This is a genomic window from Providencia sp. PROV076 (assembly GCF_028483405.1).
GTDB lineage: Bacteria > Pseudomonadota > Gammaproteobacteria > Enterobacterales > Enterobacteriaceae > Providencia > Providencia huaxiensis.
Map to the genome: position 1 here is coordinate 38,603 of NZ_JAMPRR010000024.1, position 25,713 is coordinate 64,315.

The 25,713-nt window shown below is 46.1% G+C and carries 33 protein-coding genes; 24 read left to right on the plus strand and 9 right to left on the minus strand.

From position 1 onward, the window contains the following. Positions 1-65: 65 nt before the first annotated feature. From PSF67_RS15505 to PSF67_RS15570, 14 genes are all read left to right on the plus strand, one after another. On the plus strand, positions 66-1,781 hold the full coding sequence (locus PSF67_RS15505; protein WP_052219395.1) for a DUF4942 domain-containing protein: 1,716 nt from the start codon (positions 66-68) through the stop codon (positions 1,779-1,781). Positions 1,782-1,831: 50 nt separating this feature from the next. Next, positions 1,832-2,713: an AbaSI family restriction endonuclease gene (locus PSF67_RS15510; RefSeq protein ID WP_042847328.1), complete on the plus strand. Its 882-nt coding sequence runs from the start codon at positions 1,832-1,834 to the stop codon at positions 2,711-2,713. Positions 2,714-2,865: 152 nt separating this feature from the next. Next, complete coding sequence (locus PSF67_RS15515) at positions 2,866-3,195, plus strand: hypothetical protein (RefSeq protein ID WP_166267804.1); 330 nt, start codon at positions 2,866-2,868, stop codon at positions 3,193-3,195. Between the two features lie 123 nt (positions 3,196-3,318). Next, the gene (locus tag PSF67_RS15520; RefSeq protein WP_042847325.1) at positions 3,319-3,681 is read left to right on the plus strand and encodes a hypothetical protein; all 363 of its coding nucleotides are present in this window, start codon (positions 3,319-3,321) and stop codon (positions 3,679-3,681) included. Positions 3,682-3,706: 25 nt separating this feature from the next. Beyond that, positions 3,707-4,477, plus strand: coding sequence for a hypothetical protein (locus PSF67_RS15525; RefSeq protein ID WP_042847323.1), 771 nt, complete (start codon positions 3,707-3,709; stop codon positions 4,475-4,477). A gap of 8 nt (positions 4,478-4,485) precedes the next feature. Beyond that, a complete protein-coding gene (locus tag PSF67_RS15530) occupies positions 4,486-4,905 on the plus strand; it encodes a hypothetical protein (RefSeq protein WP_042847321.1) in 420 nt (139 codons plus the stop codon). 32 nt (positions 4,906-4,937) lie between these two features. Further along, positions 4,938-5,420 (plus strand): hypothetical protein, encoded by a 483-nt coding sequence (locus PSF67_RS15535; protein ID WP_166267802.1) that lies wholly within the window; start codon positions 4,938-4,940, stop codon positions 5,418-5,420. After that, positions 5,417-5,980: a hypothetical protein gene (locus PSF67_RS15540; RefSeq protein ID WP_042847318.1), complete on the plus strand. Its 564-nt coding sequence runs from the start codon at positions 5,417-5,419 to the stop codon at positions 5,978-5,980. Before PSF67_RS15535 ends, PSF67_RS15540 begins: the two co-directional genes overlap by 4 nt. Further along, positions 5,980-6,303 (plus strand): hypothetical protein, encoded by a 324-nt coding sequence (locus PSF67_RS15545; protein WP_042847315.1) that lies wholly within the window; start codon positions 5,980-5,982, stop codon positions 6,301-6,303. Before PSF67_RS15540 ends, PSF67_RS15545 begins: the two co-directional genes overlap by 1 nt. Before the next feature lie 71 nt (positions 6,304-6,374). Then, the gene (locus PSF67_RS15550) at positions 6,375-6,653 is read left to right on the plus strand and encodes a hypothetical protein (protein ID WP_226617167.1); all 279 of its coding nucleotides are present in this window, start codon (positions 6,375-6,377) and stop codon (positions 6,651-6,653) included. A 182-nt stretch (positions 6,654-6,835) separates the two neighbouring features. After that, positions 6,836-7,684 (plus strand): GNAT family N-acetyltransferase, encoded by an 849-nt coding sequence (locus PSF67_RS15555; RefSeq protein ID WP_166267800.1) that lies wholly within the window; start codon positions 6,836-6,838, stop codon positions 7,682-7,684. Positions 7,685-7,714: 30 nt separating this feature from the next. After that, on the plus strand, positions 7,715-9,148 hold the full coding sequence (locus tag PSF67_RS15560; RefSeq protein WP_072035188.1) for an FAD-binding oxidoreductase: 1,434 nt from the start codon (positions 7,715-7,717) through the stop codon (positions 9,146-9,148). A 9-nt stretch (positions 9,149-9,157) separates the two neighbouring features. Beyond that, positions 9,158-10,312, plus strand: a complete 1,155-nt coding sequence (locus PSF67_RS15565) for an acyl-CoA dehydrogenase family protein (RefSeq protein ID WP_042847312.1) — start codon at positions 9,158-9,160, stop codon at positions 10,310-10,312. Between the two features lie 44 nt (positions 10,313-10,356). Next, on the plus strand, positions 10,357-11,025 hold the full coding sequence (locus tag PSF67_RS15570; protein WP_042847309.1) for a hypothetical protein: 669 nt from the start codon (positions 10,357-10,359) through the stop codon (positions 11,023-11,025). A 14-nt stretch (positions 11,026-11,039) separates the two neighbouring features. On the opposite strand, the gene PSF67_RS15575 is transcribed toward PSF67_RS15570, so the two are convergent. After that, positions 11,040-11,714 carry a helix-turn-helix transcriptional regulator gene (locus PSF67_RS15575; protein ID WP_162762206.1) on the minus strand — a complete coding sequence of 225 codons (675 nt, stop codon included), beginning with the start codon at positions 11,712-11,714 and terminating at the stop codon, positions 11,040-11,042. A 203-nt stretch (positions 11,715-11,917) separates the two neighbouring features. Between PSF67_RS15575 and PSF67_RS15580 the strand changes: the two genes are divergently transcribed. The 4 genes from PSF67_RS15580 (at position 11,918) to umuC (ending at position 14,734) form a co-directional block, all read left to right on the plus strand. Further along, entirely contained in the window at positions 11,918-12,628 is a 711-nt protein-coding gene (locus tag PSF67_RS15580; protein WP_196053751.1) for a GntR family transcriptional regulator, read from the plus strand. A gap of 4 nt (positions 12,629-12,632) precedes the next feature. Continuing rightward, complete coding sequence (locus PSF67_RS15585; RefSeq protein ID WP_042847307.1) at positions 12,633-12,983, plus strand: hypothetical protein; 351 nt, start codon at positions 12,633-12,635, stop codon at positions 12,981-12,983. A 69-nt stretch (positions 12,984-13,052) separates the two neighbouring features. Continuing rightward, on the plus strand, positions 13,053-13,469 hold the full coding sequence (gene umuD / locus PSF67_RS15590; RefSeq protein ID WP_042847304.1) for a translesion error-prone DNA polymerase V autoproteolytic subunit: 417 nt from the start codon (positions 13,053-13,055) through the stop codon (positions 13,467-13,469). Further along, entirely contained in the window at positions 13,469-14,734 is a 1,266-nt protein-coding gene (gene umuC / locus PSF67_RS15595) for a translesion error-prone DNA polymerase V subunit UmuC (RefSeq protein ID WP_042847494.1), read from the plus strand. Before umuD ends, umuC begins: the two co-directional genes overlap by 1 nt. An 87-nt stretch (positions 14,735-14,821) precedes the next feature. On the opposite strand, the gene PSF67_RS15600 is transcribed toward umuC, so the two are convergent. The 4 genes from PSF67_RS15600 to PSF67_RS15615 all read right to left on the minus strand — a co-directional run bounded on the left by PSF67_RS15600 (position 14,822) and on the right by PSF67_RS15615 (position 17,134). Then, entirely contained in the window at positions 14,822-14,965 is a 144-nt protein-coding gene (locus PSF67_RS15600) for a Hok/Gef family protein (protein WP_072035187.1), read from the minus strand. Between the two features lie 186 nt (positions 14,966-15,151). Further along, on the minus strand, positions 15,152-15,967 hold the full coding sequence (locus tag PSF67_RS15605; RefSeq protein ID WP_042847303.1) for a hypothetical protein: 816 nt from the start codon (positions 15,965-15,967) through the stop codon (positions 15,152-15,154). Positions 15,968-16,003: 36 nt separating this feature from the next. Further along, complete coding sequence (locus PSF67_RS15610; RefSeq protein WP_166267796.1) at positions 16,004-16,249, minus strand: DNA polymerase III subunit theta; 246 nt, start codon at positions 16,247-16,249, stop codon at positions 16,004-16,006. A 363-nt stretch (positions 16,250-16,612) separates the two neighbouring features. Next, entirely contained in the window at positions 16,613-17,134 is a 522-nt protein-coding gene (locus PSF67_RS15615; protein WP_042847299.1) for a hypothetical protein, read from the minus strand. A 727-nt stretch (positions 17,135-17,861) separates the two neighbouring features. On the opposite strand from PSF67_RS15615, the gene PSF67_RS15620 reads away from it, so the two are divergent. The 3 genes from PSF67_RS15620 to PSF67_RS15630 all read left to right on the plus strand — a co-directional run bounded on the left by PSF67_RS15620 (position 17,862) and on the right by PSF67_RS15630 (position 20,636). After that, positions 17,862-18,755, plus strand: coding sequence for a hypothetical protein (locus PSF67_RS15620; protein ID WP_237072356.1), 894 nt, complete (start codon positions 17,862-17,864; stop codon positions 18,753-18,755). A gap of 3 nt (positions 18,756-18,758) precedes the next feature. Next, on the plus strand, positions 18,759-19,178 hold the full coding sequence (locus PSF67_RS15625; RefSeq protein ID WP_226617171.1) for a hypothetical protein: 420 nt from the start codon (positions 18,759-18,761) through the stop codon (positions 19,176-19,178). A 351-nt stretch (positions 19,179-19,529) separates the two neighbouring features. After that, positions 19,530-20,636, plus strand: coding sequence for a hypothetical protein (locus PSF67_RS15630; RefSeq protein ID WP_196053750.1), 1,107 nt, complete (start codon positions 19,530-19,532; stop codon positions 20,634-20,636). Between the two features lie 48 nt (positions 20,637-20,684). On the opposite strand, the gene PSF67_RS15635 is transcribed toward PSF67_RS15630, so the two are convergent. Continuing rightward, positions 20,685-20,990 carry a hypothetical protein gene (locus PSF67_RS15635; protein ID WP_042847295.1) on the minus strand — a complete coding sequence of 102 codons (306 nt, stop codon included), beginning with the start codon at positions 20,988-20,990 and terminating at the stop codon, positions 20,685-20,687. A gap of 192 nt (positions 20,991-21,182) precedes the next feature. Between PSF67_RS15635 and PSF67_RS15640 the strand changes: the two genes are divergently transcribed. Further along, positions 21,183-21,374 (plus strand): hypothetical protein, encoded by a 192-nt coding sequence (locus tag PSF67_RS15640; RefSeq protein WP_042847293.1) that lies wholly within the window; start codon positions 21,183-21,185, stop codon positions 21,372-21,374. A gap of 48 nt (positions 21,375-21,422) precedes the next feature. Here the strand turns inward: PSF67_RS15640 and PSF67_RS15645 are convergent, their stop codons facing one another. From PSF67_RS15645 to PSF67_RS15655, 3 genes are all read right to left on the minus strand, one after another. Then, positions 21,423-22,406 (minus strand): hypothetical protein, encoded by a 984-nt coding sequence (locus PSF67_RS15645; protein WP_042847290.1) that lies wholly within the window; start codon positions 22,404-22,406, stop codon positions 21,423-21,425. A 68-nt stretch (positions 22,407-22,474) separates the two neighbouring features. Further along, positions 22,475-23,584 (minus strand): toxic anion resistance protein, encoded by a 1,110-nt coding sequence (locus PSF67_RS15650; protein ID WP_042847288.1) that lies wholly within the window; start codon positions 23,582-23,584, stop codon positions 22,475-22,477. Position 23,585: 1 nt separating this feature from the next. Beyond that, positions 23,586-24,371 (minus strand): hypothetical protein, encoded by a 786-nt coding sequence (locus PSF67_RS15655; RefSeq protein WP_237072357.1) that lies wholly within the window; start codon positions 24,369-24,371, stop codon positions 23,586-23,588. A gap of 186 nt (positions 24,372-24,557) precedes the next feature. On the opposite strand from PSF67_RS15655, the gene PSF67_RS15660 reads away from it, so the two are divergent. Together PSF67_RS15660 and lepB are read left to right on the plus strand one after the other, a co-directional pair. Beyond that, positions 24,558-24,977, plus strand: coding sequence for a hypothetical protein (locus PSF67_RS15660; protein ID WP_042847283.1), 420 nt, complete (start codon positions 24,558-24,560; stop codon positions 24,975-24,977). Next, positions 24,974-25,711: a signal peptidase I gene (gene lepB / locus PSF67_RS15665; RefSeq protein WP_263057238.1), complete on the plus strand. Its 738-nt coding sequence runs from the start codon at positions 24,974-24,976 to the stop codon at positions 25,709-25,711. The genes PSF67_RS15660 and lepB overlap by 4 nt, the downstream gene beginning before the upstream one ends. Positions 25,712-25,713 lie beyond the last annotated feature (2 nt).

Sequence of the window (25,713 nt, forward strand, 5' to 3'; positions counted from 1 at the left end):
GACTTTTTCCCTTCGTCAGCGGTTAGTCCCACCGGATAATAATTCTATTTCCAGTGAGGTACCCCATGACAAGTTTAGCCATCTACGAACCCAACCCCGCCACTGAATTTCAGCCGATACTTCCTCTGTATCAAGCTATAGATGGTCATCATGCCGGTATAACCCCACACGAAGGGTTTCGTCTGTTCAACGCACTTACGCAACTACTCGCAGAATACCACGATGCACGTAGCGAAATTGACTCATTGCACCTCGTCGTTATGGGTAAACGTCATAGCCAGGCATTTCGTTATTTTACTGACGGATGTAACAACTCGATAGGGACAACATTGGCCGTTGATTGTCTGTTTGATCTCCAGCGAGCTACCTGCGCATTGGATGAGTCCTTCTGGCAAAAAGTATTGGATCTCACTGGTGTACGTAATTTTATGCCAACCGCCCGGAAAGACGAGTGGTACAACACGCTTAGGCAGTGGCGCAAAGCATCTCCAGATCGACTTGCCGCCCTACGGCCTGTTGCCTTCACAGAAGAGAATGTGCTCGCCACTGCAAAAAGCCTGACCACTGAGAAAAAAGATTATTTCGCAGAAATGGTCGAAGGCGTATTCAAAAAACTGTCAGTGTTTCACAAAACTAACAAGGCTCAAGGTTTTAGTCCGAAGATGGTGATCACCAATTGCCTGCCATGCCGCGACTATAAACGCGGTTATGACAATATGGATTACCTCAGCGATCTGCGTAAAATCATCGGCCTCATGCAAGGCCGTCCTGGCGCTGAAATCGTGAATAAGTGGGCGTTGGAGCAATCCCTCAGCAGTAACGTGGGAGAATGGATATCGGTAGACGGTGGCGCGCTGACCTGTAAAGGCTTCCTTAACGGCAATGTACATATTCAGGTCTCCGAGACTGTTTGCGATGACCTCAATACGGTACTGGCTTACCGTATGCCAGGCCTCATCCCTCAATTCAAAGAGAGAGGAAAAACCAACAAGGCACCTCGAAACACGCAATACACGGGCGATTTAATTGATTACCGGATTGCGTTCCCAACCTGCACAGAATTGGCTGAAATGGCCCGAAACAACCAACACAGTGCGAAGCAATATGGTGCGGCTCCATTTACTATCGTGATGCCCCGACCATACCAATACACCGACTTGGTAAAAAAGGAACTTGATAGTATCTTCCGTATCCTTGGCGCGGTGGAGGTAAAGCCTGAAGTCTACGAGTTTGAATTCTGGCCGATGGACGCGTTTAAAGCGATCGCAATCAGTGGTACCTTGCCCGACCAAAAAACACATCAGTTCTACCCTACAACGGGGGACCTCCAGAAAGCGGCTATGGACGAATGCGACCCGCGTGAGGGTGATACTTTACTTGAACCCAGCATCGGCTTTGGTGCGCTACTTCGCAATTTGCCAGAAGGTGTTAAGGTGATCGGGGTCGAGGCAAACAATGTCGCAGCCATGTGCTCTCGCTTGCGCTGGGATACCCACCAGCAAGATTTCCTCAGTACCACGGTAACGCAACTGGGCCTATTTGAGCGTGTGTTAATGAATCCTCCATACTCCGACAATCGTTGGAAATTGCACCTACAGCATGCGCAGCAGTTTGTTAAGAGTGAAGGGCGTATTGTGGTTATCTTACCTGGAAGCGCTACTGACGAAAGTATTCAGGCGTTGATAGATCGTGAGTGTGATGTACATCAGGTCGGCCAATATGAAAATGCCTTTGAAGGAACTGGAGTGCAAGTTAGACTATTTACTATTGATTTCCATTAATATTCTCGGCCGTTAATGGGATTTGCCATAACGGCCGCACTGGTAAACCTATGAGTAAAACCGACTACGTTCTCCGAGCATTATCAAAAATTTCACACAAGCGCTGGGAGCACTACATCATTAATAGAATCTTTCACAAGTTGGATGATCCGCAGCTTGAGTTCGTTTGCCAGCAGTGCATCCGTAAGGAAGGAGAATCTGGAAAGATTTACCTTGCTGATCTGCTTTTCCCTCAACTTAAGCTGTATCTTGAGATAGACGAAGCACACCATGACAGCGATGATGCAAAAAAGGCTGACGGTATTCGTCGGTTAGATATTTTGGAAGCGACCGGATTTATTGAAAAACGCATTCCGACCAATAACCTAACCCTGGATGCCATCAATCAACTCGTTGACGAATTTATCCAGTTCGTCAGGGATAGAAAAGCCCAGCTGGAAATGCAAGGTTTGTTCCTCTCCTGGGACTATGAAGAACGCTATACTGCTCAAAAACATATTGATGCAGGTTTCCTGGAGGCGGGACCTTACGCTGTATTCAGATATCATCGTGATGCTTTACAGTGCTTTGGCTATGGAGATAAAGGCCACCATCAATCAGGAGGCTGGCGATTACCCAAAGCCGCTGTAGAAGCAATAGGGTTGACCGGGGATGTGATGGTTTGGTTTCCACGTTTATACAAGGCAGGAGAATGGGATAATTCACTTTCCATTAATGGCGATCTGATAAGGGAAGAAAGCCTTAATCCTGAGCGTAACTATAAGGAAACATGGTGTTACCGCATCGTAATGGCTCATTCGCGCGATGAACTGAATCGAACGCTATATCGATTTCTGGGGGTTTTCACCCAAGACGAGTCTGAATCAACTGAAGGCGTTAATGTTTTCAAGCGGGTAGATACACGCGTGAAGGTTTTTTCAGGGCAAAAATAGCACCGCGTTTTGTCGCCCATTTTACTTCGTCACAGGTTCACCTCATCTTAAAATGACGTCACACATAGGCAGGCATGTGGGTTCCAATGCCTGCCTTTTTTTATCTGCTGTTCATTTTTCTTCAGGACAATAGCGTGACTCAGTTTGTAAATTTGCGTGGAAAGCGACTGGCTTTCTCAGCCAATGAATCAACTTGCATTCCTCCTGGTGCTTCAGGCCTTATCTACCCGCAAGGGGCAGGGTTTATCATCACCGATGAGCAGGGGGCTGAAAGACTCTTCATCGAACATGACAAAGCCACAGGTATCTCCTGGTTCTTGAAAGTTGGCCGTCGTGGCGTTCGTCGCTGGTTTGAGCCGACTAACGATGAAACGCTCTATCATTTTGGGTTAGATGTTCTCGACTATAGCGCCTCGATCATTCTTGCCGGTCGTGTCCACCAGCAGTGTAAAAAGTACCTATCAATGACAGCCTCGAAATAAATCATCCTCCATTCTGCGTTGAAATTCTGAAAGAAAAGGAGGTCATTTCGATCTCCTTTGCATTCTTTGTCAGCAGTAGTTGCATGAGACAATTAACCCATTCGAAACCATTTAGGAAGAGTCATGGGTAACTTTAAATATTGGTTAAAGCTGGTGGTATACCGCTTCACATTGAGCAACGAAGATCTGGCCCAGTGCCTGGCTGACCGTCAGAGCATGGACGAGTTTCGCCGTAAAGCCTCGGATGTGAAGCAGCGTATGAAACTGCATGAACTCGCCGGGGGGCGTTGCAATGAAGATGGTGGGGAGGGAGTCCCGTTAACATTCCAGGGCGTTACTCTTAAGGCCTATCGTCCTGCCGAACGGACCGCCTTGCTCTCAACAACCTCTAACTCCAACGTTGTTGACCTCAATACCCGCCGAAAGCGCCGTGACCTCACCAATGTTATTTCCCACGCTTCGCCTCAAAAGCGTTGCGGCCAATAACCAACCTTCAAATAAGGGATGTCCAATGTCCAAAATGCGACACGCGAAAGTTAGCACCCGTTCGATCAAATCCATTTTCACCGAAACGTGTAAATCCTTTTTGAGCCCTTACGGTTTGCTCATGTTGATAGTCCCGACCTTTATCGGCGGAGGATTGCTTTCTTTGCTAATGCAGCGGCTTTCTATGGCCGATATCGGCTTTTTTATCCTCCAACCTGTTTTCATCACCTCGCTGGTGATGATGACCCTGACACAACAGAAAATCACGGGCAAAAGACTGCCATTTAAAAATCACATTCGGAACCTGATTGTGACTTTGTTTACTGGCCTTATTGCCACACTCTTGCTGGTATTTGTGCTTTGGTGCCTCAGCCTCTACATGCCGACAGCCAGCGCTGCCGCAAGTAATGCTCAAGTACCAGTACCGTTATCAACCCCTCCAGCCGTTCAGTCCCAGGGGTTCTTTTCATTGTTCCCAGTCTACTTCAACATGTACAGTCTGGTGACGTTCACGACCTTGCTCGTCCTGCCAATGATGATCATGTTCGTGGGGGCTGTAGTGTGTTGTGAAGGGGCGTTGTTCAGCAACTTCAAGGCCGTCGTCTTGGCCGTGTTCCGCAATGTCAGCATCATGATTGCCACTTCCATGCTATCCCTTGCCATGTTCGCACTGTGGTCGTACACGTCACTTAATAGTGACTGGCTGGTTTACACTGCGATCGTGCCCATTGCGCTAATCACTGCGGCTATCCATCGCATTGCCGTGCTGGCTTTACCCGTCGAAATGAAACCGTGAGGTTAACAATGAAAAGTTCTATCGCTATATTCATCGCGGTGCTCTCTCTGGGGTCTATTCCGGCTCAATCTGCACCTTTGCCGAAAGAATCCATAGGCGAAATTGCAGGCTCGCATGGCGCTGTACTCGCCGCAATCGCACAGTGCCGAGCCTACATTGAAAGCCCCAGTTCGCGCGGCAAAGAAATTGCCCGACAAATGCAGCGGGCGTTATCTAAAGCGCTAGGTGCTGAACAGGATTCTGATGAAAGGGCGCAGGCAATGACCGACTATATGCAGGAAACCGTTGAGAAATACACCGGCCAGCTAAAAACTCAGTTCGATGAGATCGGCGCAAGTTCAGATTTTCGTCGCGAGAAATGCGAGCAACTGATTGCCGGGAGCATTGCGCGTGCTGAACAAATAGACATCAAGCACGGGGTTAAATGATGATGTATGTGCTGATCGCGGCTGTCCTGATCTTGGTCCGTTTACTGTATGTTCAGGACAATAAAAACCGCGATTATCAATGGAAAATCACCAATGAAATGATAGTTAAGAGTGACGCTCTTAGTATCGTGATATCACCACATCACATTGGTGCGATGCCTGTATTGATCAGGGCATTGGTGAGAAGCCTTGAACACAACCGTGCTGCGGCCACGGCTTATCTACAACTTAATATTCCAATCAGCCCTGAAGCCAATGTCGCCGCATGTGAACTTCGATACGCGCAGGCCAGCGCTAAGCAAGCCCTATGTCGTGTCATCCTGTTGCTTACTGAATTGGAGAGGAAAGGGCAAATAGTTCGTCGGCTGGTGGACGATTTTCGAGCAACGGATTTGGATGCCGATGATGTCTTTACCGCTTTGGATGAACGCTACCCCTCTGATGAGCAACACACACCATTCATGCGTTTAAGCGATGTAATCCCAGGGCACTGGAACATAGGCGGTCAGCAATGAATAAGTTTCGCATTACCCATACATACGCCACCCGAAAAGATGATTTTTACGCAATAGAAACCATGATGAACTTGCACCAGGTGGATCTGGCTGTTGCTTACCTTCAGTTCATGCACTTCAACCTGCCGACCTTCAATTTCCTCAATGACGGGTTATGTGAATTGGATGTCATCGTGTTAATGCACCGTATATACGGCGCAAATATCATTACTGACCGCACTGCAATCAAGGCAGAGGTTGATCTCTATGTGAACTGGGAACATCAGTTAAGTCGCATTCATAAGACACTTCCTGAGTTACACGAGATAGCAAGGCCCGGCGTAAATGAAGGTATCCTGTTCCACCTGTGGGAAATGGGTAATCGGATCTTGCCGATGCTTAAGCAAACCAACCAGGCCTTGTACGATGAAGCCCTTCTTCAACTGCCACGTATTGATAGAGTGCTCAAAGGAACCTCTGTTGACCCCGCATGGGGCTGGGAATCTTTCGATGGCGAACGATGTGATGGTAATCTATATACCAAGCAGTCAACCCCTGACTTCCTTGTGAGGCTTTTTTGATGAATCGCCTAAGTGAGTTACCAAAAGGCGCTTTTTGGCCGCACTTGCTTGATGCTATTCGGCGCGATGTCTATGCCCAATTTGGTGGTGTTCTGGCCGTCCGGCAAGATGAAGTCAAGCGCGGCGTATCAACACCAGAGCTGGCTGCTACGCTGTTGAACGAGTACGCTTCCGGCCTTTGTATGTCTCTCGACATTGTCGGTGTGGAGCACGATTTACCACGAATGATGGCCGAGGCGGTCCGCAGTATCGACCCTAACTTCATGCTCAACACTACTCGCCGCTGGAAAGGTGCATCGATTATTTATACGGAACAGAAATGAACATTAAAAAATTGTTTGCCGTTAAAAAACCTTGCGCAAATTGTCCGTTCAGAACGACGGGAGGGATCCCGTTGACAGAGGGCCGTCTGGATGACATTAAGCGCACATTGCTTTCTTCTGATCAGGAGGTTTTTTTCTGCCACAAGACAACCTACCAGGGCGGTGCTGAAGACAGAGAGGAAGGGCAGTATCAGTCTTCAGGCCGTGAATCCTATTGTATGGGAGCAATGGCTTGGCTGTATGCAAATAACCAATTAAATCTTACAACCCGATTAGGTCTCCTTCTAGGCAACGTTGCCATTGACGAACTGGAAGTCGCCACAAAGGTCATTAATACCACTGCCCCATAAAAACTACCCTGTTGTGTAGGTTAAACCTGTAAGAATTGGCTATATGCTTTGAGCGTCCTAGCCAAAACAACCATCTCACAGGTTTAACGATGAATTTCTTACATCATGCATCTTCCGCACCGCTATGTAACAGCACTCAGCACGTCTTAGATAAACTAAACATGCATCACAGGGTTGTTCAAATGAGCGATTCCGATGGTGTAATGTCTCTATTCAGTGAACATCCCATTTCTAACAATGTCATCTATCACTCCCTGGGGGAGTGCTCAGACCCAGAGGCTGCATTTTTAAAACTCACGACTCAATTTCTTGAGCTTGAGCAGGCAGGAAAAACTGTTCTGAGCCTAATTCACTCAGACAATCTACCAGCAGTAGCCGCAGCGCTGAATGCCGGACTCAGTCCCAGTGGATTGATAGCGTTTAAAGATCCCAGGGGCGCTGATATCGATATTGTTGAACTGCATTATTCCAGCGCTAAATCTGGTCACGAATCCTTCACTCCATTCCCGCAAGAAGGCCTTACCGATGGCGTGGTAACGCTACGCATTTCAGCCCGACCCGATGGGCATCGTATGTTCCAAGACCACTACGACTCTGTCACTCGTTTTTGGTCTATCTATCCTGACATCCCATTCTCTCAGTTTGATAAAGACTGCCGTCTGGCAGGCCTATATTGGCTACTGGGGGAAAAAATGATGCTGTCTATTTTCGAAAATGAGACACAAGAATTAATTGGTCGGATCAGCCTTCGGCCTGTAGTGCCACCCAAGGTTGGTGATGTTGGCTACGGCGTTTTTTCAGGGTTCAGAGGAAAGGGGTATGCATCTCAGGCCCTGAAATTGCTTTCTGAGTGGCTGATGACTGATGGAGGATTTAATCGCCTTGAATTAGGAGTTAAACCCGAAAATGTGGCCTCCAAAAAAGTCGCGCTCAAGGCAGGCTATGTACATGAAGGAGTCAGTAAACACAGACTAATTAATCAAGATGGCACTTTCAGTGACCAACTAAGTTACGTCAAAACCAAACTCTGAAACACCAACCTTTCAACATAAGAGAATACCATGAAAGAAGATTTCCTTAGCTATATTGCATCGCGTGTAGATGGTGAGTGCGTTGTCAGGGCAAAACGGCTACCAGATAACGTCAGTGCTTTTCGACGTAGAAAAATTAAAGGCATTTTACGTCCAAACTCACTCATAGACCTCCAGCAAATAGTGATAGGTGCAAGTGAGTTTCCTAACACCCGGCTGCATCCTGTCAGCATTGGGTACAACTGGGGCCTGGGCTCTAGGGAGGATGTTGCGGACGGTAGCTACCTTGTTGAGTTACAAAAATTAAATGCAGTACGGAAAATTGATACAGACCAAGGCTGGGCAATTATTGAGCCTGGCGTGACCCAAGGCGAACTGTCTGAGCTGTTAATCGGCACCCAAAAAATGTTGAACATTACAGCATCTTCCGCTCACTCCAGCTTCCTCGGCAATGCCTTGGACAGAGGGGTGGGACTTCGTCATCAACGAACTGAAGACCTTGTCGGCATTGAAGTCCTGTTGCCGACGGGAAAAATCATCCGTGTTGGCTGGTGGCCCGGAAGTGTTGAAACGCCTATATACCCGCATGGTGTAGGCCCCTCATTAGTGCAGTTTTTTACGCAATCTAGTTTTGGTGTTGTTACGGCAGGGGTAATAAAACTACATACCCGCCCTGAAAGTACACATGTAGTCCGATTTAACTTCAGCCGAAAGTTGCTTTCACCAGCAATACAAACATTGAAGAAATGGGTGGCTAACGGCCTGAGTAGCGGCGTATTGAAGATCTATGACACCACGGCCAACTCAACCTATGGCGGTAGTGACGGATTATATACCGTTCACTTGTGTGTGGACGGTCTATCTGACGATGTCTCGCAACGAATCGGTTTGATTAAAAAATTGTGCGAATCTTCGCAGGTATTTACAAATGTGACATCGAATTCGGTAACTGAAGGTAATTATCCTGGGCCTGATGTGATCGCTAATTTGGTTGAAGCTGCCCATGTTGGCGATTCATCCCTAAATGACACTCTGCTTAGAAAAACGCTGGGAGCTAGACACGACAAAGTTGATACAGGTGGCACTGGCTGGATCTTTTTCCTTCCGTTGATTCCTTTCACTGCTGATGCGCTGGAAATGGCCTATCAGCTAATTGATGAAGTTCACAACGAAACCGGAGTTCTTTGCGGGGCTACGATCAACGCCCTTAGTGGTGATGTCATAGACCTGGTTGTCTCAATCGCTTTTAAGAAAAGCGAAAAAGAGTCGGCAGATTCATTGACCGCTTTAAGTAAATTACATGAAAAATTTACGGCGCAAGGATTTATCCCTTACCGGCTAGGTGTTGAACATGCCAAGTGGGCGGATCCAATTACTCCTGGTGTGGGTGAAAGAAGCTTTGTTCGTGAATTAAAGCAATTCATTGACCCCAATAACATTATCAGTAATGACAGATATTTATAGGTGATCGCAATGCACGCAATCTCATTCGAATCATTGTTACTTAATGCAAAAAAGCTGGCAAAGGAAGTTTCAGCTGAAGGTGGTGTACTTGAAGAACAGCGCCGACTACCTCCCCATATTGTTAACAAACTCAGGGAGATTGGCGTATTCAGGATGAATTTCCCATTAGGATGGGGAGGGCTGGAATTAACCTCACCTCAGCAAACCCAGGTTATCGAGCAACTGGCTATTGGTGATGCTGCTGTGGCTTGGTGTGCAATGATCGGCAGTGACTCAGGTATTTACTCAGGCTTTATAGATGAGCCTGTGGCGCGTGATATGTTCACCGTTGACTCGATTACGGCAGGCTGGATACATCCTCAAGGTAAAGCAGAGATAGTGCCTGGTGGATATCGTGTTTCCGGCCGCTGGCGGTTTGGCAGTGGCTTAAGTCATTGCGATATACTCAGCGCAGGGTGTTTCGTTTATCAGGATGGTAATCAGGTCGTTGATCGCCACGGAGCGCCAATTTGGCGGGTTATGATGGCAAAACCTGATGAGTACGAATTACACGATAACTGGCACACGACTGGTCTTGCCGGAAGTGGAAGTCGTGATTATGGTGCCAATAACATGTTCGTTCCCTACGAGCACAGTTTTAGTTTCAATGAGCCTTATCGCAAAGGGCCTTTACACGATGTTCCTGATGCTATCCTGCGCAACATGGCAGGAATACCACTCGGGATGGCGCGTGCTGCTCTGGACTATGCGATCAGCCTTGCTGAGCACAAATACGACCGCTCACTGTCGGTTTCGTGGAAAAAAAGTCCACGAGTGCAGGCGGTTCTTGCACGGTGTGAAATTGAGCTCTATAGCGCACGATGTGCCGTTTATTCATCACTGAATGAGCAATGGGATGGCCTTGTAGGTAAAGAGCCGCTGAGCAACGCTCACCGCATTACAGTTGCCCTGGCAAGGCAACAAGCATTCAAGGTTTCCCGTCAAATCATCTCAACCATTTATGACTTGGTGGGCGGTGCTTCGATATATAAAAACGAAACACCGATGGATAAATGGTTGCGCGACAGTTACACCATGAATCAGCACGCTGTTGCCAGTGAGTCTATTGTTCAGCAGTGTGGACAATTTCTACTAAACAACCATTCAAACAACCTGTTCATTTGATGTTTATTGGCTGGGTCATCCCCAGCCTTTAACGTGAGGCAAAAATGGTAACGGCAACTGTATCAAGCATGAGAGCTCTAAACTCTTACATCTATCGTGTAGTGATTCGACTTGAATCTGAACTAAATTATCAGCCCGGTCAATATGTTCAGGTTATTCTAAATTGCGGCCGATCTGGGTATTTTTCGATAGCTTCTCCCGAAAACTCAGGTGAGGTGATCGAGTTACATATCGCCGACACAAGGAAGCATGATAGTTTTCTCAAAAAACTAAAGGTCGGTGATGACGTTGTTGTTGCCGGGCCTATGGGGAACGCCTGGCTTCGTTCAGACAGCGGTAGGCCTGTCATCGTTCTGGCCTTTGGTTCTGGTTATTCTTATGCTCGCTCTATTTTACTCACTGAAGCAAATAAAGATTCGGAACGAAAGATAAGTTTTTACTGGGGTGTTCAGAATGAAAATGATTTTTATGAAAGAGATATTCTGGAGTCTCTACCTACGCGATTTACAGTGAATTTTCACCTGTTGAATCAAGCGCCAGGCTTCCCGGACATTATGAGTGCTTTGCTTGTGAAGTTATCAAATGCACATGCTTGCCTGGTGGATTACGATGTGTATTTGGTTGGTAAGCGGGATTACTGCTTGTTTGTTAGGGGCGAGATTTGTGAAAAACTCAGCGCGCTGCCCGAGCGGGTGTATGGTGACTCTTTCTGAAGCTATTTCTCCACTTAAAAATAGCCAGAAGTCTTTTTTAACGTAGTTATGGCTTGTCTCATATTGCTAGAATTCAATTTGGTTAGGATATTCTTAACGTGAAATTTTATAGTGTTCTCAGAAATTGATAGAGTCTGAGCGATCTCTTTGTAGGTTTTTCCATGTCCGGACAGTTGCAGCACCTGTAGTTCCCTGCTGCTAAGGATGTGTTGTTCTATTTCAGCCACTTCATTTTTTTTGGTTAACATCATCTCATGTAGGGTTATGATTTTTCTATATATATTATCATTTATTGGATGATGAGGTCGCTGGAGTTCGCTGGATGAATTGTCATTCCAAACACTAAAGGCCACTACGTTATCCATGTGGTCATGCAAAGGTATTGTGTATCCATTCAGTACACCAGGAATGGCATGGTCGGATATCTGAATATTTCTGACATCCTGATATGGTTTGCTACCAGCATCAGCCCAGTGAAAAGGCTGTATACTTTTTTTAGCACATGTCATGATAGGGTCTATGTGATGATATGATAGTTTTTCGTATCTAACCTGCCAGTGTGGTGGAAAGTTCGAGACGATTACGGAACCACCTTTTTTGCTTTTAGGCTGGACCGCATAGGAGAAGCCTTTGCATCCTAGCGCATCTGAAACCTTCAAAATTTGTTCAATAATATCAACGTCATCCAAGCTAAATAACCGTTTCACCGTAACCTCAGAGTACACAGCTATGACTACTCTTAGGATACCCGTCGTTCATTCAAAAATCATCATGATCTATGATAATGAAAGAATTCGTTACTTCTGAAAATTGATTTTTTTAGAATATTCAATTCTAATAAAATGTTCCTAAAAATATTTTGTTAGGTTAAAGTTCCGCGAGAATTTCAATTATGAATAAAAATAAATTTCAACTATGTGACATTTCAGACCAGATCCTATTGTCATTAAATGCAAAACCTCCGCGTAGAATCAGTCTAACCCAACAAGTTGAAAATCGTCTAAAATGCGCCTTAATTCTGGGGTTTCTTGCTCCAGGCCAAAAGATGATCACCAAGGAAATTGCAGAATCTTTAAACATGAGCATTACTCCTGTAAGAGAAGCACTGGTAAGGCTTTCTTCGTATGGAGCGTTACATGTTTCACCTTCCCACGCTTTTTTGGTTCCGGATATTCATCCTGATCGACTTATTGAATTGATGGGCATACGGAAGATGCTAGAACTACCCGCCATCACTCGTTCAATAAATATCATGTCTGACGAAGCGCTTAATTCACTGGTGGAATTGACGCTCGAACTCGAAGCGGCACACTTGTCGGGGGACATTAAAACCGCCGTTCAATTGCATTGGGCGTTGAGACTGCGGATGTTTACGCTTTCTGATTCCCCTGAGCTTATGGCGTTGATTACACAGCTTTGGGTAAGTGTGGGGCCTAGCTTCCACTTCCTCTATGAAACAACTTCCTTAGAGGAATGGCCTAAATATTATTATCCTTTGCGCGATGCTCTTATCAACAGAAATGCAGATCTTATAATTAAGATATTTACGAACTCCATCGACAGTGGTATGAAATTGTATATGGATATTCACGGGGAAGGTTGAGGTGATGCGGTTACTTGAATTCATTCATTACATGTACCGCAACCAAAAAAATAAGCTGCTCATCGCAATATTTATAATCGCCTTAATCATAGTCCGACTTGTTAGTCTGGGTGTTGATGCTACGACATTGCTTGGCTTCATACTTGGCCTTGCCTTTTTAATGTTAATGGGCAGGCAAAAGGCCGTAAGGACAATCGTTATATTGGTTGGTATGCCTTGTATTTTACTCGCTACCATCGCAGGCTATCACCCCCCAGAAGGATATCAGAGCAGCATTTCAGGCTTTGTCGCGGGTGGGTTTATCATGCTTCTGTATCGCGAGTATATTCTTTACCGGAATACCATCACAAAATAGCAACTAGACAATCATTCGCACCTGAATAATAATACTGTATATATTTACAGTTATTCAAAAGGTGGCGTTATGCAATTTTCATTATGTGAATTACCAGCGGGGATAAAACTGCCTTTTTTCGAGGCGCTCATTCCCGCAGGCTTTCCCTCCCCAGCCGCTGATTACGCCAAAAAAAACATAGACTTAAACGAATTATTAATAACACACCCGGCGGGAACCTATTTTTTGAGGGTATCAGGTACATCAATGATCGACGCCAATATTAGCGATGGTGACATTGTTATCGTAGACAGTAGCCTACAGGCGCATGACGGAAACATTATCATCGCTTCCATAGATGGCGAATTTACTATCAAAAAACTCCAAAAAACGCCGTATCCAGCACTTATCCCGATGAACCCAAGTTTTTCTCCAATTCCTATAGCTGATTGGGCTGAGTTCACCGTCTTTGGGGTTGTGACCTACGTTATTCACAAAACGTTATGATGTTTGCTCACTGCGACATTAACAGTTTTTATTGTTCGTGCGAGTCTGCTTTTAACCCGCGCCTCCAGGGCTTACCTATTGTTGTTCTGGCAAATAATGACCATATCGTAATCTCACGTTCAAAGGAGGCAAAGGCGCTGGGTATTAAAATGGGGGCTCTGTACTTTGAAAATGCAAATTTCTTTAAAAAAAACAATGTTCAAGTCTTCTCTTCAAATTACACCTTGTACCAGGATGTATCAGACAGAACTATGTCTGTGTTATCCACTTTTGCAGATGTCATGGAAGTATACTCAATAGACGAGGCCTTTCTGATCGTGCCAGAAAGTAAAAGGTTAGGGGGGTACGAGGAATTTGGCCGGGCCATCCAAAAAGACATTTTGCAAATTGCACATGTTCCTATTGGCGTTGGTTTTGGTCCGACAAAAACACTCGCCAAGCTGGCTAATCATGCGGCAAAGCGCTGGAGCAAAACCGGGGGCGTAGTCGAATTAAGCCAAAAAACCAGACAAAGAAAATTGATGTCATTATTACCGGTTGATGAGATTTGGGGGGTGGGTCGTCGCATTTCTGCCAAGCTGCGTATGATGGGCATTAATACCGCGTTAGAGTTGGCTGATGCTAATATCGCTACGATCCGAAAAACCTTCGGCGTTGTCGTTGAAAGGACGGTTCGTGAGCTCAACGGTGAGTCCTGTATTGAAATAGAAGAAGTGCGAAAAGTTAAAGAGCAAATTATTTCCTCGAAATCTTTTGGCAAAAAAGTTCAATGCTATGACGAAATGCACCAGGCAATTTGTTCCTATGCAGAGAGAGCGAGTGAGAAATTGAGGGCTGAAAAGCAACTGTGTGGCGTCGTCAGTGTATTCCTTGGCACAAGCCATTATTCGCCAGGCCCTTTGTATAGCAATCGGGCTACTGAGCGTCTGGTGTACGCTAGCGCAGACACAAGAGATATCATTAATGCCGCAGTTAAAGCTCTGGGGGCAATTTGGAGGGAAGGGTATCAATACCACCGAGCAGGCGTGATGCTGTCTGATTTTTCCGGTTCAAATGTTACTCAGTTCGACCTTTTTTCCACCGCCAAACCTTTTAAAAGAAGTGAAGAGTTGATGGCTCTATTGGATAACATGAATCGATCTGGAAAATTCAATATTGGCTTTGCTGGAAAAGGATGTGACCCATCCTGGGGAATGACGCGCGGCATGCTGTCTCCGGAATATACAACAAACGTCAATGACCTCCCGATTGCGAAGGTGCGTTGATCGTCAGGAAGGCATTGAAAAGGGTGCTTGCATCACCGAACATGGCAAAAGAAAGAGAAATGTGGGGGAGATAACTCCCCCACAAGACTACTCGTTACAGGAAAGAGTAGCTTGAACCACTGTATTTCCGCTGCTTACACTCAAAGAGCAAAGCCTATCTCGCATTAGCAGAGAGAAACACAAAACCGTAATACATACGGCAATCAGCCTAATAAGGGCAAACTTGGTCATTCCTCTTGACTCCTTTTGTTAAAGGAGGCAGAATCAAATTGCTACGTTTGGAGACTGCCTCGAATTATTGTCATATATAATTCGGGGCTTTCGTCTTTTTGGAACTTGCAAATGCTCGAACCAAAATGATTCAAGCACCCAAATCCATAATAACAGACTTTTACTTCCCACAAACATCTGATCTCATTAATCATCAGTATGACGAATGACCTCACCATCTGCATCTTCACCAGACGGGATATATAAATTTGGAATAATAAAACGGCGGTCCAGTTCTGGCTCTATCTCTGGCGCTTTACTTGTGGTTGCAATGACTATATTTGCAGGTAACAATGGATGCTTTTGAGATATGTATTCCTTTGCGTAACCGACGACTGCGGGATGGTAATCTAAACCAAATCCAGAGAAATTATCAGCCAAAAAATTTGCCCACGGCTTGCCTAAGCCTGGTAATTCTTTGGATTGATTGGAAGTAAATCTGCTAGTGCCTTTTAGGAGGGAATAAACAAAAGCAGCTGGTAAAGCAAACGAACCAACTGAGTGTTCCGGGTCTCCTCCATTAGCACTTGAAGTAAGGCTTACGTCGTATAGTAATATGTTGCTTCCCCATGAGTGGTGTACTATCCTGCCCAATTGATTGAAGTCAAAAGCTGAGTATCCTGTAGGTTCTTGTCTTTCATTTAAATACATTTTTTTTGCTTCGTAGTAAATTACCCCCTCGATGGTCACCTCATTAGATAAGATTACTTTAATAAAAAAAAGTACGTCCCCTGAAGCTGTCTCAGCCTTGCCTTTTTGCTTATATGACTCCCAAACAGTAGATTGGTTTTGCGATTTCCATTTCAATTGCTTCCCTAAGCTACCAATGGCATTCAATGCGTTCGTTGTTATCTGATTTTCATCCCAAGAACCATTTTTATCGGTTCGTAGTGCATTAGCTAAGACATCCTTAATAGATTTATCAGCTTCAATGATCCAGTCGTTTTTGTTTAATTCCGTCATTTAATATCCATATAAAAGTAGGTTAAAAGTGTAAGCTCATTGCTGTGCTTTGCTGTCTAGCGTTGCGTAATAGCCCGCGCCAGGCAGTGTCTCGGAAAGCTTGCGGTAATGAGCTAATCTCTCACGGAAATATTCTCTCAGGTGCTCTGGCTGCTCCTGTTCAACTTGAACATCAAGCACTTGCTTATTTAGTCGCTCTTTATAAGCAACGGCTGAAGCAGCAAGGTCAACATTAACCTTGTCCATTTCTTCTTTAGATAATTCCGCTAAGTTGTGTCCCATGTCGTGCCTTTAATTTAACGTCTAATCCATCGATCATAATATGGTTAAAGTATAAGTCTATGCACATTGAAAGATAACAAGATGCGTTGGCTCTCATTTTCATCTTTCAATTCCATTTCTGACACTTTGAGGTTCGAAATCTCCTCAGGAAACCCAATTGTTAAAATTGTTAACGCGATACATATAATGAGGATTATGTTAAATAAGCCATTGATTTATAAAGGCATTTCGCGATTATAATTTTATGCGTTCCTGCCCTACTCGTCTACTTGCAGGTTAATGCAAAATTACACAATGTTGAGTCACTTCAAAAAAAAGAGAGCAAACGCTCTCTTCTTTTCTTATTATCGAGTAGATATCAGATTAGTTAAACCACTCTGGATTCCTGGCTTTATCCATCACAAAAATCTGTTCAGTGCTCTGCATGACATCGTTCGGTGTCAGCATTAACTCATCGTGGCGCACGATAAATGGCCGAAGTCTCACTAGGCCATTTTTCTGGCTATAGATATTCATGACTGCGTGCATGCGTTCGCCGGGTGAAATCAAAGTGAGCCATTGGCGATAAGCGCCAGTGTTTTTGATGTAATTCACTAACGCAAAGCTGAGCGCGCCAGCATGCTTTTGCGATAATGCTTTTTTCCTACTTTTTTTAATGAGCTGAGCTATTGCCTCCACATGAGCCCCAATGGGCACATCAAGGTTTGTGCGCGCTGAATCAAAGTCCCGCTGTCCAATGGTCACCAAATGCACCTGATCATCTCGGTAGTCCCGCAGATAAAAAACATGGGAGGTAAACGGTGTTGAGTGAATGTGGTCTCCCAACTGCCAGCCAAATGCATTTAAGTTCGCGGCGGAAATCTGTTTATCAATTATTGCAGTCATTCTGAGCTCCTTCTGTACGTTAATACAGAAATGGTAAGCCCGCCCAGTCGCCTGACGAAATCACTTAACCGAGATCATGCGTAATAATTCAAGAAACAATGTCTGGCTTTTGAAATGCCCAATTAGCCAAGAAAGGCATTTATCCAAAGAGGATAAACCAATTTTGTCACAAAGGTTGGATGAAACGGCTAGTTTTATCGGCGCTTTTCAGTTGTGCGCACCATCGAGTGATTTGTTAAATTCTGGTTAATTTGTGCCCACATTGCACATAGGTCATTCATGCTGCATAAACGCGACCCACGGTGGTAAAAATGCAAATTATACTGAGCAAATATATACTTGCTGTAAGCAATGGAAAAATCGTGACAATTTTATCACGCATTTTCGCTTCAAATGTTCATTCGTGGTTTATGCATTTTTTGACCAAAAAAAGACTTCCATCTAATTCTGAAGAATGTATGATTTAAATCAATGCAAACGAATGTGAAGCATTGTATGTCTGGGTGGGGATCCAGTGTGGGGGGTGACTTTTAACGAGTCACCCCCTTTTTTACGGCTTAAACCTCACTCATATTCCATTAGTTTTTATGCATAAATATGCAATTACTAACACGCTGTTAATTGTACCGAAAAGGACAGCAAAACAGGGTGCTTTTCCGTTGACCCTTATTTGGCAAAATCTATACCCTACAGGGAAAAGGTAAGGATTTGATTGACTGGAAAAACAATGAGCGAGAGCAACGAAGCAAAAAGTTACAAGCACATACAATTAATGCAGCGCATTACGAAAATGTCCACGGCTGAAGATTGGGAAAGTGCCCGTACTGAATGGTCATTACAGCAAGTTTTTCGGGCGCAGATAGCTGACCAGTGCTTGTGCGGCCATCAGCCAATCATAAAAATCTGCGTTATCAAAAATAAAACGAACAACAAGGCTGCAAGAGTTGGGAACTGCTGCGTCAATAAATTCATGGCTCTGGGTTCGGATGGCATTTTCAATGCAATTGATCGGATATCAAAAGACGGTACGAAAGCAGCCAGTCGAAAATTGCTTGAAATGGCATTGGCTCAATCCGTGATTACCCCCTGGGAATTTGAGTTTTACCTGAGCAACATCGACAAGCGGAAGCTAACGCAGAAACAACTGAAAACGCGTGAGTCTATCAATGCCAAATTAGCAGACATGGGTGAAGAAAGTCGTGCGCTGGTCTACGGTGCAAGTCACATCCAAACCGCATTCAATCAGAATGTCATCAACCAGTGGGAAAAGGACTTCGCATTGCGGACCTTTCCTATGAAAAAATTAACGGTCAAACAGCACGCGATACGAGCTAACATCCAAACCAAAATGATGCAGGCCGGGATTTCCAAAGCGCTACCGGAAACCACCGCAGAAGCGCAGGCCCTCGCAAAGGTTAGTGCCACCCCCTTCTGTGTCATTTCAGATCCTGAACAACTGGTAGTCAAATTGGCCGAGGCACGGGAAAAGGGCTATATCTCCGCCTGGGAAAAAGACATTTTTGAACGCAAGCATAACACTAAGGGATTCAGCACAATCGCTGAGCGTGCGGCAATCCTGCGTGTCAGAGCGGCTATACAGCGTCTGTTGAATGAGGGCTAATCCGTGAGCCCACATCACCTAACCATTCCACCAGCCCGACCTTCATTAACCGAGATTGCCCAGAAGGCAAGAATTATACTCGACGGGTTACTAGCACACTGCAATGTTTCCTCAACCAAGGGAACCTGTCTATATGCCAGTTTGATGCTGGCCGCAATGTTAACCCGAGGCGGCTATCCGACACGGATCCGTGGAGGTGATGGGTACGCTGACGGAGGGTTATACACATCATCATCTCAGCACGGCCATTATTGGTGTGAAGCAACTGCGGATAATGCTGACTTTATTGTTGACCTGACTGCGGATCAGTTTGGATTTGAGGTCGTGGTTATAAAGCGAGCAAATGCAACTGATTGGCCGAGATACATCCCCGGCTGCCAGGCAACCGTTGACCTGCACGTTAGCTTAAATCTAGAGGGCTAATCCAATGATGCCTTTGAAATTTAAATCAAGCTTTTTGATCGCCATTTTATCCACAAATTCTGTACATAACCCTGTGCAAAATAGGTCACAAAATTTCGATAGTGACTTGCCCTCGGTTAAAATATCAGCACTGTAGTAATCAAATAGGACCTCAACATGACTCAAGAGAACATCGCGTGGTCGATTACTGACGAACTCAAGCTTGTGAAGGGGCTGAAGGATAACTACTCTTTTACAGCCTTATCGTCAGTCATCGGTAAGGATGTGGAAGAAATTCAACGCAAGTGTATCGCGATGGATTTGTACATTGCCACTTGTGAAAACATTGATGACCTCAGCCAGATAACCCTGGTGCCAAATCACCAGGTCGGTATTGCTTGCTTGGGTAAAACTATGTCCGGCATTTATCGCAATCTGACCGAGATGGGATGGGCTCCACAGGTATGGCGTGGAGAGCAATCACTGCGGTCGCCTGAGTGGTGGACATCACGCCCTGCTCTTGCGTTTCGTTATAACGACGATGCTGACGCGCCTGCTCGCCGAACAGTTCACTTGCTCAATAACGGTAAGCCTTGGACTCCAGAGGATGTGGGCATGATGCTGACAGCTCTGTCTCAGCGCCCCAGTAAGGATGCACTAACGCAGGTACTGATGCGCAGCATGTCTAATATTATTCAACAGCTCTCTATCATGGGTTTGGTTCGTGTCGGAACTGCTGAAGACTCAGGGGAGGCCAAGGTCTGGATGTGCGCAACTATCCAGCCACGAGTGCTGTCGAAAATGCGTTATTTTGACGTGCTACCTATGTTGCACAATGGCTGGCTCATTGATGGTTTGCAATTAACAGCCCCAACCTGGTGGTCTGACGCAACCCAGATCACCGACCTGATTCCAGGCTCCTGGCCGCTGAAAGCTTCAGTCACAGAAGCCGATACACCAGTTCGGTGTAATGAGCACATGATGGCCGCTGCAACCTTGTTGAAAGCAGTGAATGCCAAACGACAGGCTATTGATACCGCAGCACCTCAACCCCCTCCTCTGGCTGAAAAAAACGCCACCCCCGCAGCTTCGACACCACCTACATCCACTGAAAAGCGCCAGCCAGCACCTGCTCGTGAAAAAACGCGCAACGGTAAATTATGGTTCGCTGGCAACTATAAATTCCTATTCACTTTACTTGGGGAGCATCATTCGCCAGACGTGATAGCCAAAAAAATGGATCGGACAGCAGGTGCAATCAGCTCACGCATTCAACTCATCGGCCTGACACGTTACATTAAAAGTGAGATTGAAGGTGAGAAAGGAACGGTCTGTATTGTCGATGAAGTTTCCATTGACACGCTACGCAAACAACCTGACTTTGTTAAAGATCAGCTGATAGGTGCTGGCTGGAAAGAGAAAGGAAACTTCCTATACTCACCTGACTGGTGGCTCAAATACCCCCACCAGCTGGGATGATCCAACAAGAAAAGGCAACCACATGGTTGCCTTTTTATTACCGACGTGTCAGTAAAGCTCTCCTGACGTTAGCAACAACACATCACCGACGATCGGCCCTTCCAGGCAAACATGTTCCTCCAGCAAAGTGGTGGCTCGTTGATTCAAACCCAGCTCGCTGTGTTTCGCGTCTTCATTCATGAGAACACGATCATAGACCACACCATTCAACGTGATGCCCTGACTTAGCTGAGAAAACTCAGGGTACCCTTTCAGAACGCTTTGAACGAATACAGGGTCAAGAAGCCCTTGCTCATCAGCCTTGGTGACTGTGGTATCACTCTGGCCGGTTCCTGCTCGGATAATCAATGCCATTAAAACCTCTGCGTTGGTAAGAGCCTTAATTATCTCATGGCACTGTATGGAGCCAGATTTTTTTCCCCCTCGTTTCGCTCTCCTTTTCTGTGTTTTTGTCAGAATGCCCGTGTTTAAATTGGGAACTGCCTACGCTGCCCGAAAGCGTTAAACGCCAGCCGGGTATGGACCCATTTTGACTGGAGAAGAAAAATGCCTAAGCTCGACTTGTTTGATGTGCTGATGATTGGTGGTGGAGTTGCCTTACTGGCTGGTCACTACATTTGGTCAAAATTCTTTAAGAAGCCGGATGATGAGGGAAAGGATTACGCCGAACCTCCGGCTATTATGTCAGCGGCCTCTCAAGCAGAAGAGGAAAACGATCACAACAAGCACTACCATTAATCAAAAGCCCCGGCAAAACCGGGGCTCTTCGTTTCTATGAATTGTGGTTCACGGCTGCGTTCTCAGTTGCTTCAGCAAACGCAGATTTCTATTTGCGAATCCAGACAACGTGATGAGTATCATTGTCATCACAAGTAAAGCACAGTTCAGTATTCGTGATATTCCTGCGATTTCAGCCGACTCCTGATACTTCACTTCAATGCTTGGTTTGGCATCATTAACAATGCTTGGCTCAAGTCGCTGGGCCAATTCATATAATCGATATGCCAACTCGCTATCCACAAAATAATTATCCCTCAAAATGCGAACACTGAGGGCTGCGACTCGGCTCGCTTTATCCAGAAGCTTGTTAGCTTCCTTCTCGTCAGAAGTGTTCTGCGCGGCCACAGCCAGAGCCTGAACCAATGCCACGCTTATGGACATCGCACGACGAGCGTCACCCGCAGCATAGCCTGAACGTATTTCACCTTCAAAAGCGGTAACCGCATTTGTATCATTGCTCCCCTTTTCCATCGCATCCTTCAGGATAAGGCCAACCCCTGGGTATTCTGTCGTGATCGCGCTCAGTAATTCATTAACCTCACCGGCAGGAATAAGTATTTCAGTCCGTACCGAAGTGGCGCTAGGTAACGATTTTGGTTCATCATGCGTCAGGATTATTGTTGAAAAAATGACACCGGCGACAGGCGCAATGATGATGAGGTACGATGCTTCTGACTGCATTATCGCAATCCCTACCACGACAACGGCCAATGCAACTAAAAATGGAATACTATACGAAAGGTATTTTTCAATAACCCCGCCGATTGTGACAAATCCCCCTTCTATCGACGCCCCTGAACCGAGAGACAAATTAACAGGTTTATTGATCGCCATAGCATGGAGTGTATCCAGTTCAAACTGTTGCATCCAACTGAATATCCAGACGAAACCCGCAAGCAGCAACAGGATGCAACCCGTCAAAAACAATCGATTTCGCTTGTGTTGAATACGTTTTTCAGTCGAGACAATATCTGGTTCTGTCTTAACCATTCCCCCCTCCGGACACTAAACGTTAAATGAGATGGCCGAATAACTCGGCCTATGATGTAACTGCTAAATTATTCCGCCAGTTCCAAAAGCAGTTCACGGCGGTGCTTCTGCCAGGCGTCTGTACGTTCAGATAGGCGAGCGTAGTGGCCTTCGCTTTCACGTTGGATCCGTTTAATCTCGCGCGCGGCACCGCCGATGGTGTTTGAAATGTGCTCCAATGTTGACTCATCATACACCGGGCGATGTCCTTCCCGTGCAATTCGGATGGAGCTCTCGCTGACCAAGTCTGCCTGGTGTCTCGCCTGCGCATTAACGACATCGCCCACTGCCTGAACCAGCTTTGAACGGTTGTTACTTTGTGTGGCCTGATCCACCAGCAAGTGAGCGCGTTTGGCAGATGGGAGTGTTACACGCTTGATGGTTTCAAACTGGTCAAGCATGTTGAGGTTATTTCGCTGCATCATTCGGATCATGGTCAAATCCTCAAAGCATTTCTGCTGCGTCATGATGATATCTACTTTGCGTTTTTTCAGTACGGCCAGCTGGTGGTCGATATTACTGACTTCCAAAGCAAGCAAATTGTTTTCTGGGTCGCTCTTCAATGCCTTGCGGCGCTGTTTCAGGGTGGCTTCAATATGCTCTATCGCGAAACCTGCGGCCACAATATTAATGCCCGACTCATGCACTTCGGCCAGCACTTCCTCATACAAAATGTCGAGGTTATTGTTGTGACCAATGAGATCAGTCGAGATGCTGGTGATGTCTTCCGTCAGTAAGCTGACTTGGTTTTTAACGTTGTCAAAACGGTCATTCGCCCGATGAGCGAGTCGAAGTGCGCGCGTCGCGTAGTACCCGAGCACTGGGATTTTCAGTAACAGCTGCTGCACCTTGCCAGGCTGTACAGACGTACTGATATCGCGAGCAAGTTCAACGATTTCATTCAGCCGCTTGCCGTCCTTGCCTTGGTTATAGACATGAACGTTTTCCAACAGCTTATCCAGATAGGCACCATCGGGTGATTTGCTGCGGCCAAAGTTATGTGCGCTCCTTGGATCGCCCAGCACAAGGGTGTTTGCGACGGCAGCGACCTGATCGCGCTGAGCTGGGGTGACGGCAAACTTTTCAGACTCTTTGTTCAAAATAATCTGATCAGCGGTGACAGTGATTGTGTTGGTCATATCAGCTACCCTTTTTAACGTTATCGTTGCGTTTGTTTACCAACGTTCGAAAACGCTGTTCGACTTGCGGATCTATCTCGATATTGGCCGCTCCACTTCGCAGTTGTTTTATTTGGTGATGCCAGATAGGGATTGCACTTTTCACAACCGCATCCAGAAGGTCTACCTCTGTTGCGGCAGAGTGCAGCAACATCCCTACCTGAACCTTATTCATTTCTGAAGAGGCTTTGGTGACTTCCAGATTAAGGATGCGTTGAGCTAAGCGGGTCAGTCCGTACTCCAACTGATCTGATAGCCCCTCCCCACTTTCACGATATTGGGCTATAAATGCCCGGCCTTCTTGGATGTAAGCGTCCAAAGCTTCAATGTCACGCGTATAGATTTGCTCAAGCGCCAACAAGATATGCACGCCTTTTTGCGCCTGCTCCAGTATCAATGGGGCTTGTGCCACCAGCCGATCGACACGACGACAATTCATGGTGAACTCAATCATGCGTGTTTCTTTTGACCCCGTCAGGGCATCCCAGATGCGGGACAGGAATCCCGTCTTGCGCTTGAAGTACACCGCAGGGTCACAAGCCTCAAGGTGCTTTACCAAGAGTGCGCTTGTTTCGCTGATTTTCGTATCTTCAGATCCCGATTTCATGGCTTCTTCCAGCGTCATTTTGTTACCGTTGAAATCAAGGATGTCATCGGAATGGGACAGTAATTTGGGACCAAAGCTAACAACGCCTATCGCGTCATTGACGAACGCGGGTAATTGCCGAGCAATCAGGCTGGTGGACATGCGCACTCCTAAAGAACAATAGAATCTACCTTCAAGCTATCACGACAAATTTGCTGACAAAGAAAATGAGGTCAATTTTTATCAGTAATAAGCCCCCTTTTTTTCGTCTTCGTTTTGTCGATGAAAAAACTCAGTCACCGGTTAGGTGTTCGGTATCCTGTCCGCATCCATAAACAGGAGGAAGCTATGCTCCGATTCGTACCATTGATGATCTTGACTGGCCGCCTACGGCTCAACCGCGTATTCACGTTACTGACTGACGGTGCTGTTTCTGTTGCCTTTTGGTTCTGTTTATCGGGGGAATTAACTTGGATTGTCCCAGTCGGTTTGCTGGCTCTTTTCTTACTGGTTTTTGCGGTGATCGGGTATCGCTGTTATTACCTGCCGGTAAAAACGAATCGGGTAATCCGTGTACGCTTTAGTCGTGATGACCAATTCGTCAACTTGTCCCTCATAATCATGGAAGGAGGCGAAGAAATAGAGTATCCATTGGCCGTAAAAATGGCGCAAGGTAGCGCATATCACTTCTACCTGTTGTCAATTTACATACGCCTGGCTGATTCACTCACTCGTTACGCGCGTTCTTTGAAGGCGGTGCATTCATGAATGGGCTCGGTATTTTATTTGTCGGGCTGGTGGCAGTTTTGGGCCGAGATGTCATCAAACGCCGAAAACCGCAACCCTGGCTTGTGATCGCCCTTGCCTTGTCCGTGACGTTGTTTGTCAGTGATCGGTGGATAGGCTCAATCTACAGCGTCCCTACGGGCTCCATGCAGCCCACCTATAAAGTAGGTGACTATGTTACGGCGGTCAGGCTGGGGGAATTGCTGGACGATGGCCGATTAATGCGCGGCGATGTAGCTGTGTTCAAGGCTCCTTCAGTACCTCGCACGCTTTATACAAAGCGCATTATCGGCATTCCCGGTGATGTGGTTGAATTTGACACAGACAAAACGTATCGAGTCAATGGTAGGGTACTGGGGCAAAAAACCGAAGAAAAAGGTGGTTTCCTTGTGTTCTCGGCCTGTGATGAGCGCACTGGTAAACCGTACAGATTTGTGATCGATACACACGCTGCTTATGTACCAACAAAAGGTCGCTGGGTTATTCCTGAAGGCTATTACTTTATGGCCGGGGACAACCGTGATCACTCATGGGATAGTCGTTACTGGGAAAACCCACCTGGCACACCAAAGCCTTTGCGAGGATTGGTCCCGCATGACCGGATTCATGCCCGTGTCATACACACATTGTTCAATTTTAATCCGTTCAACAATTACGATGCGCTCGACGTACAAATGGCAGTGATCCGCCAAGGTGCAGATGGTGCGCGAAAATGATG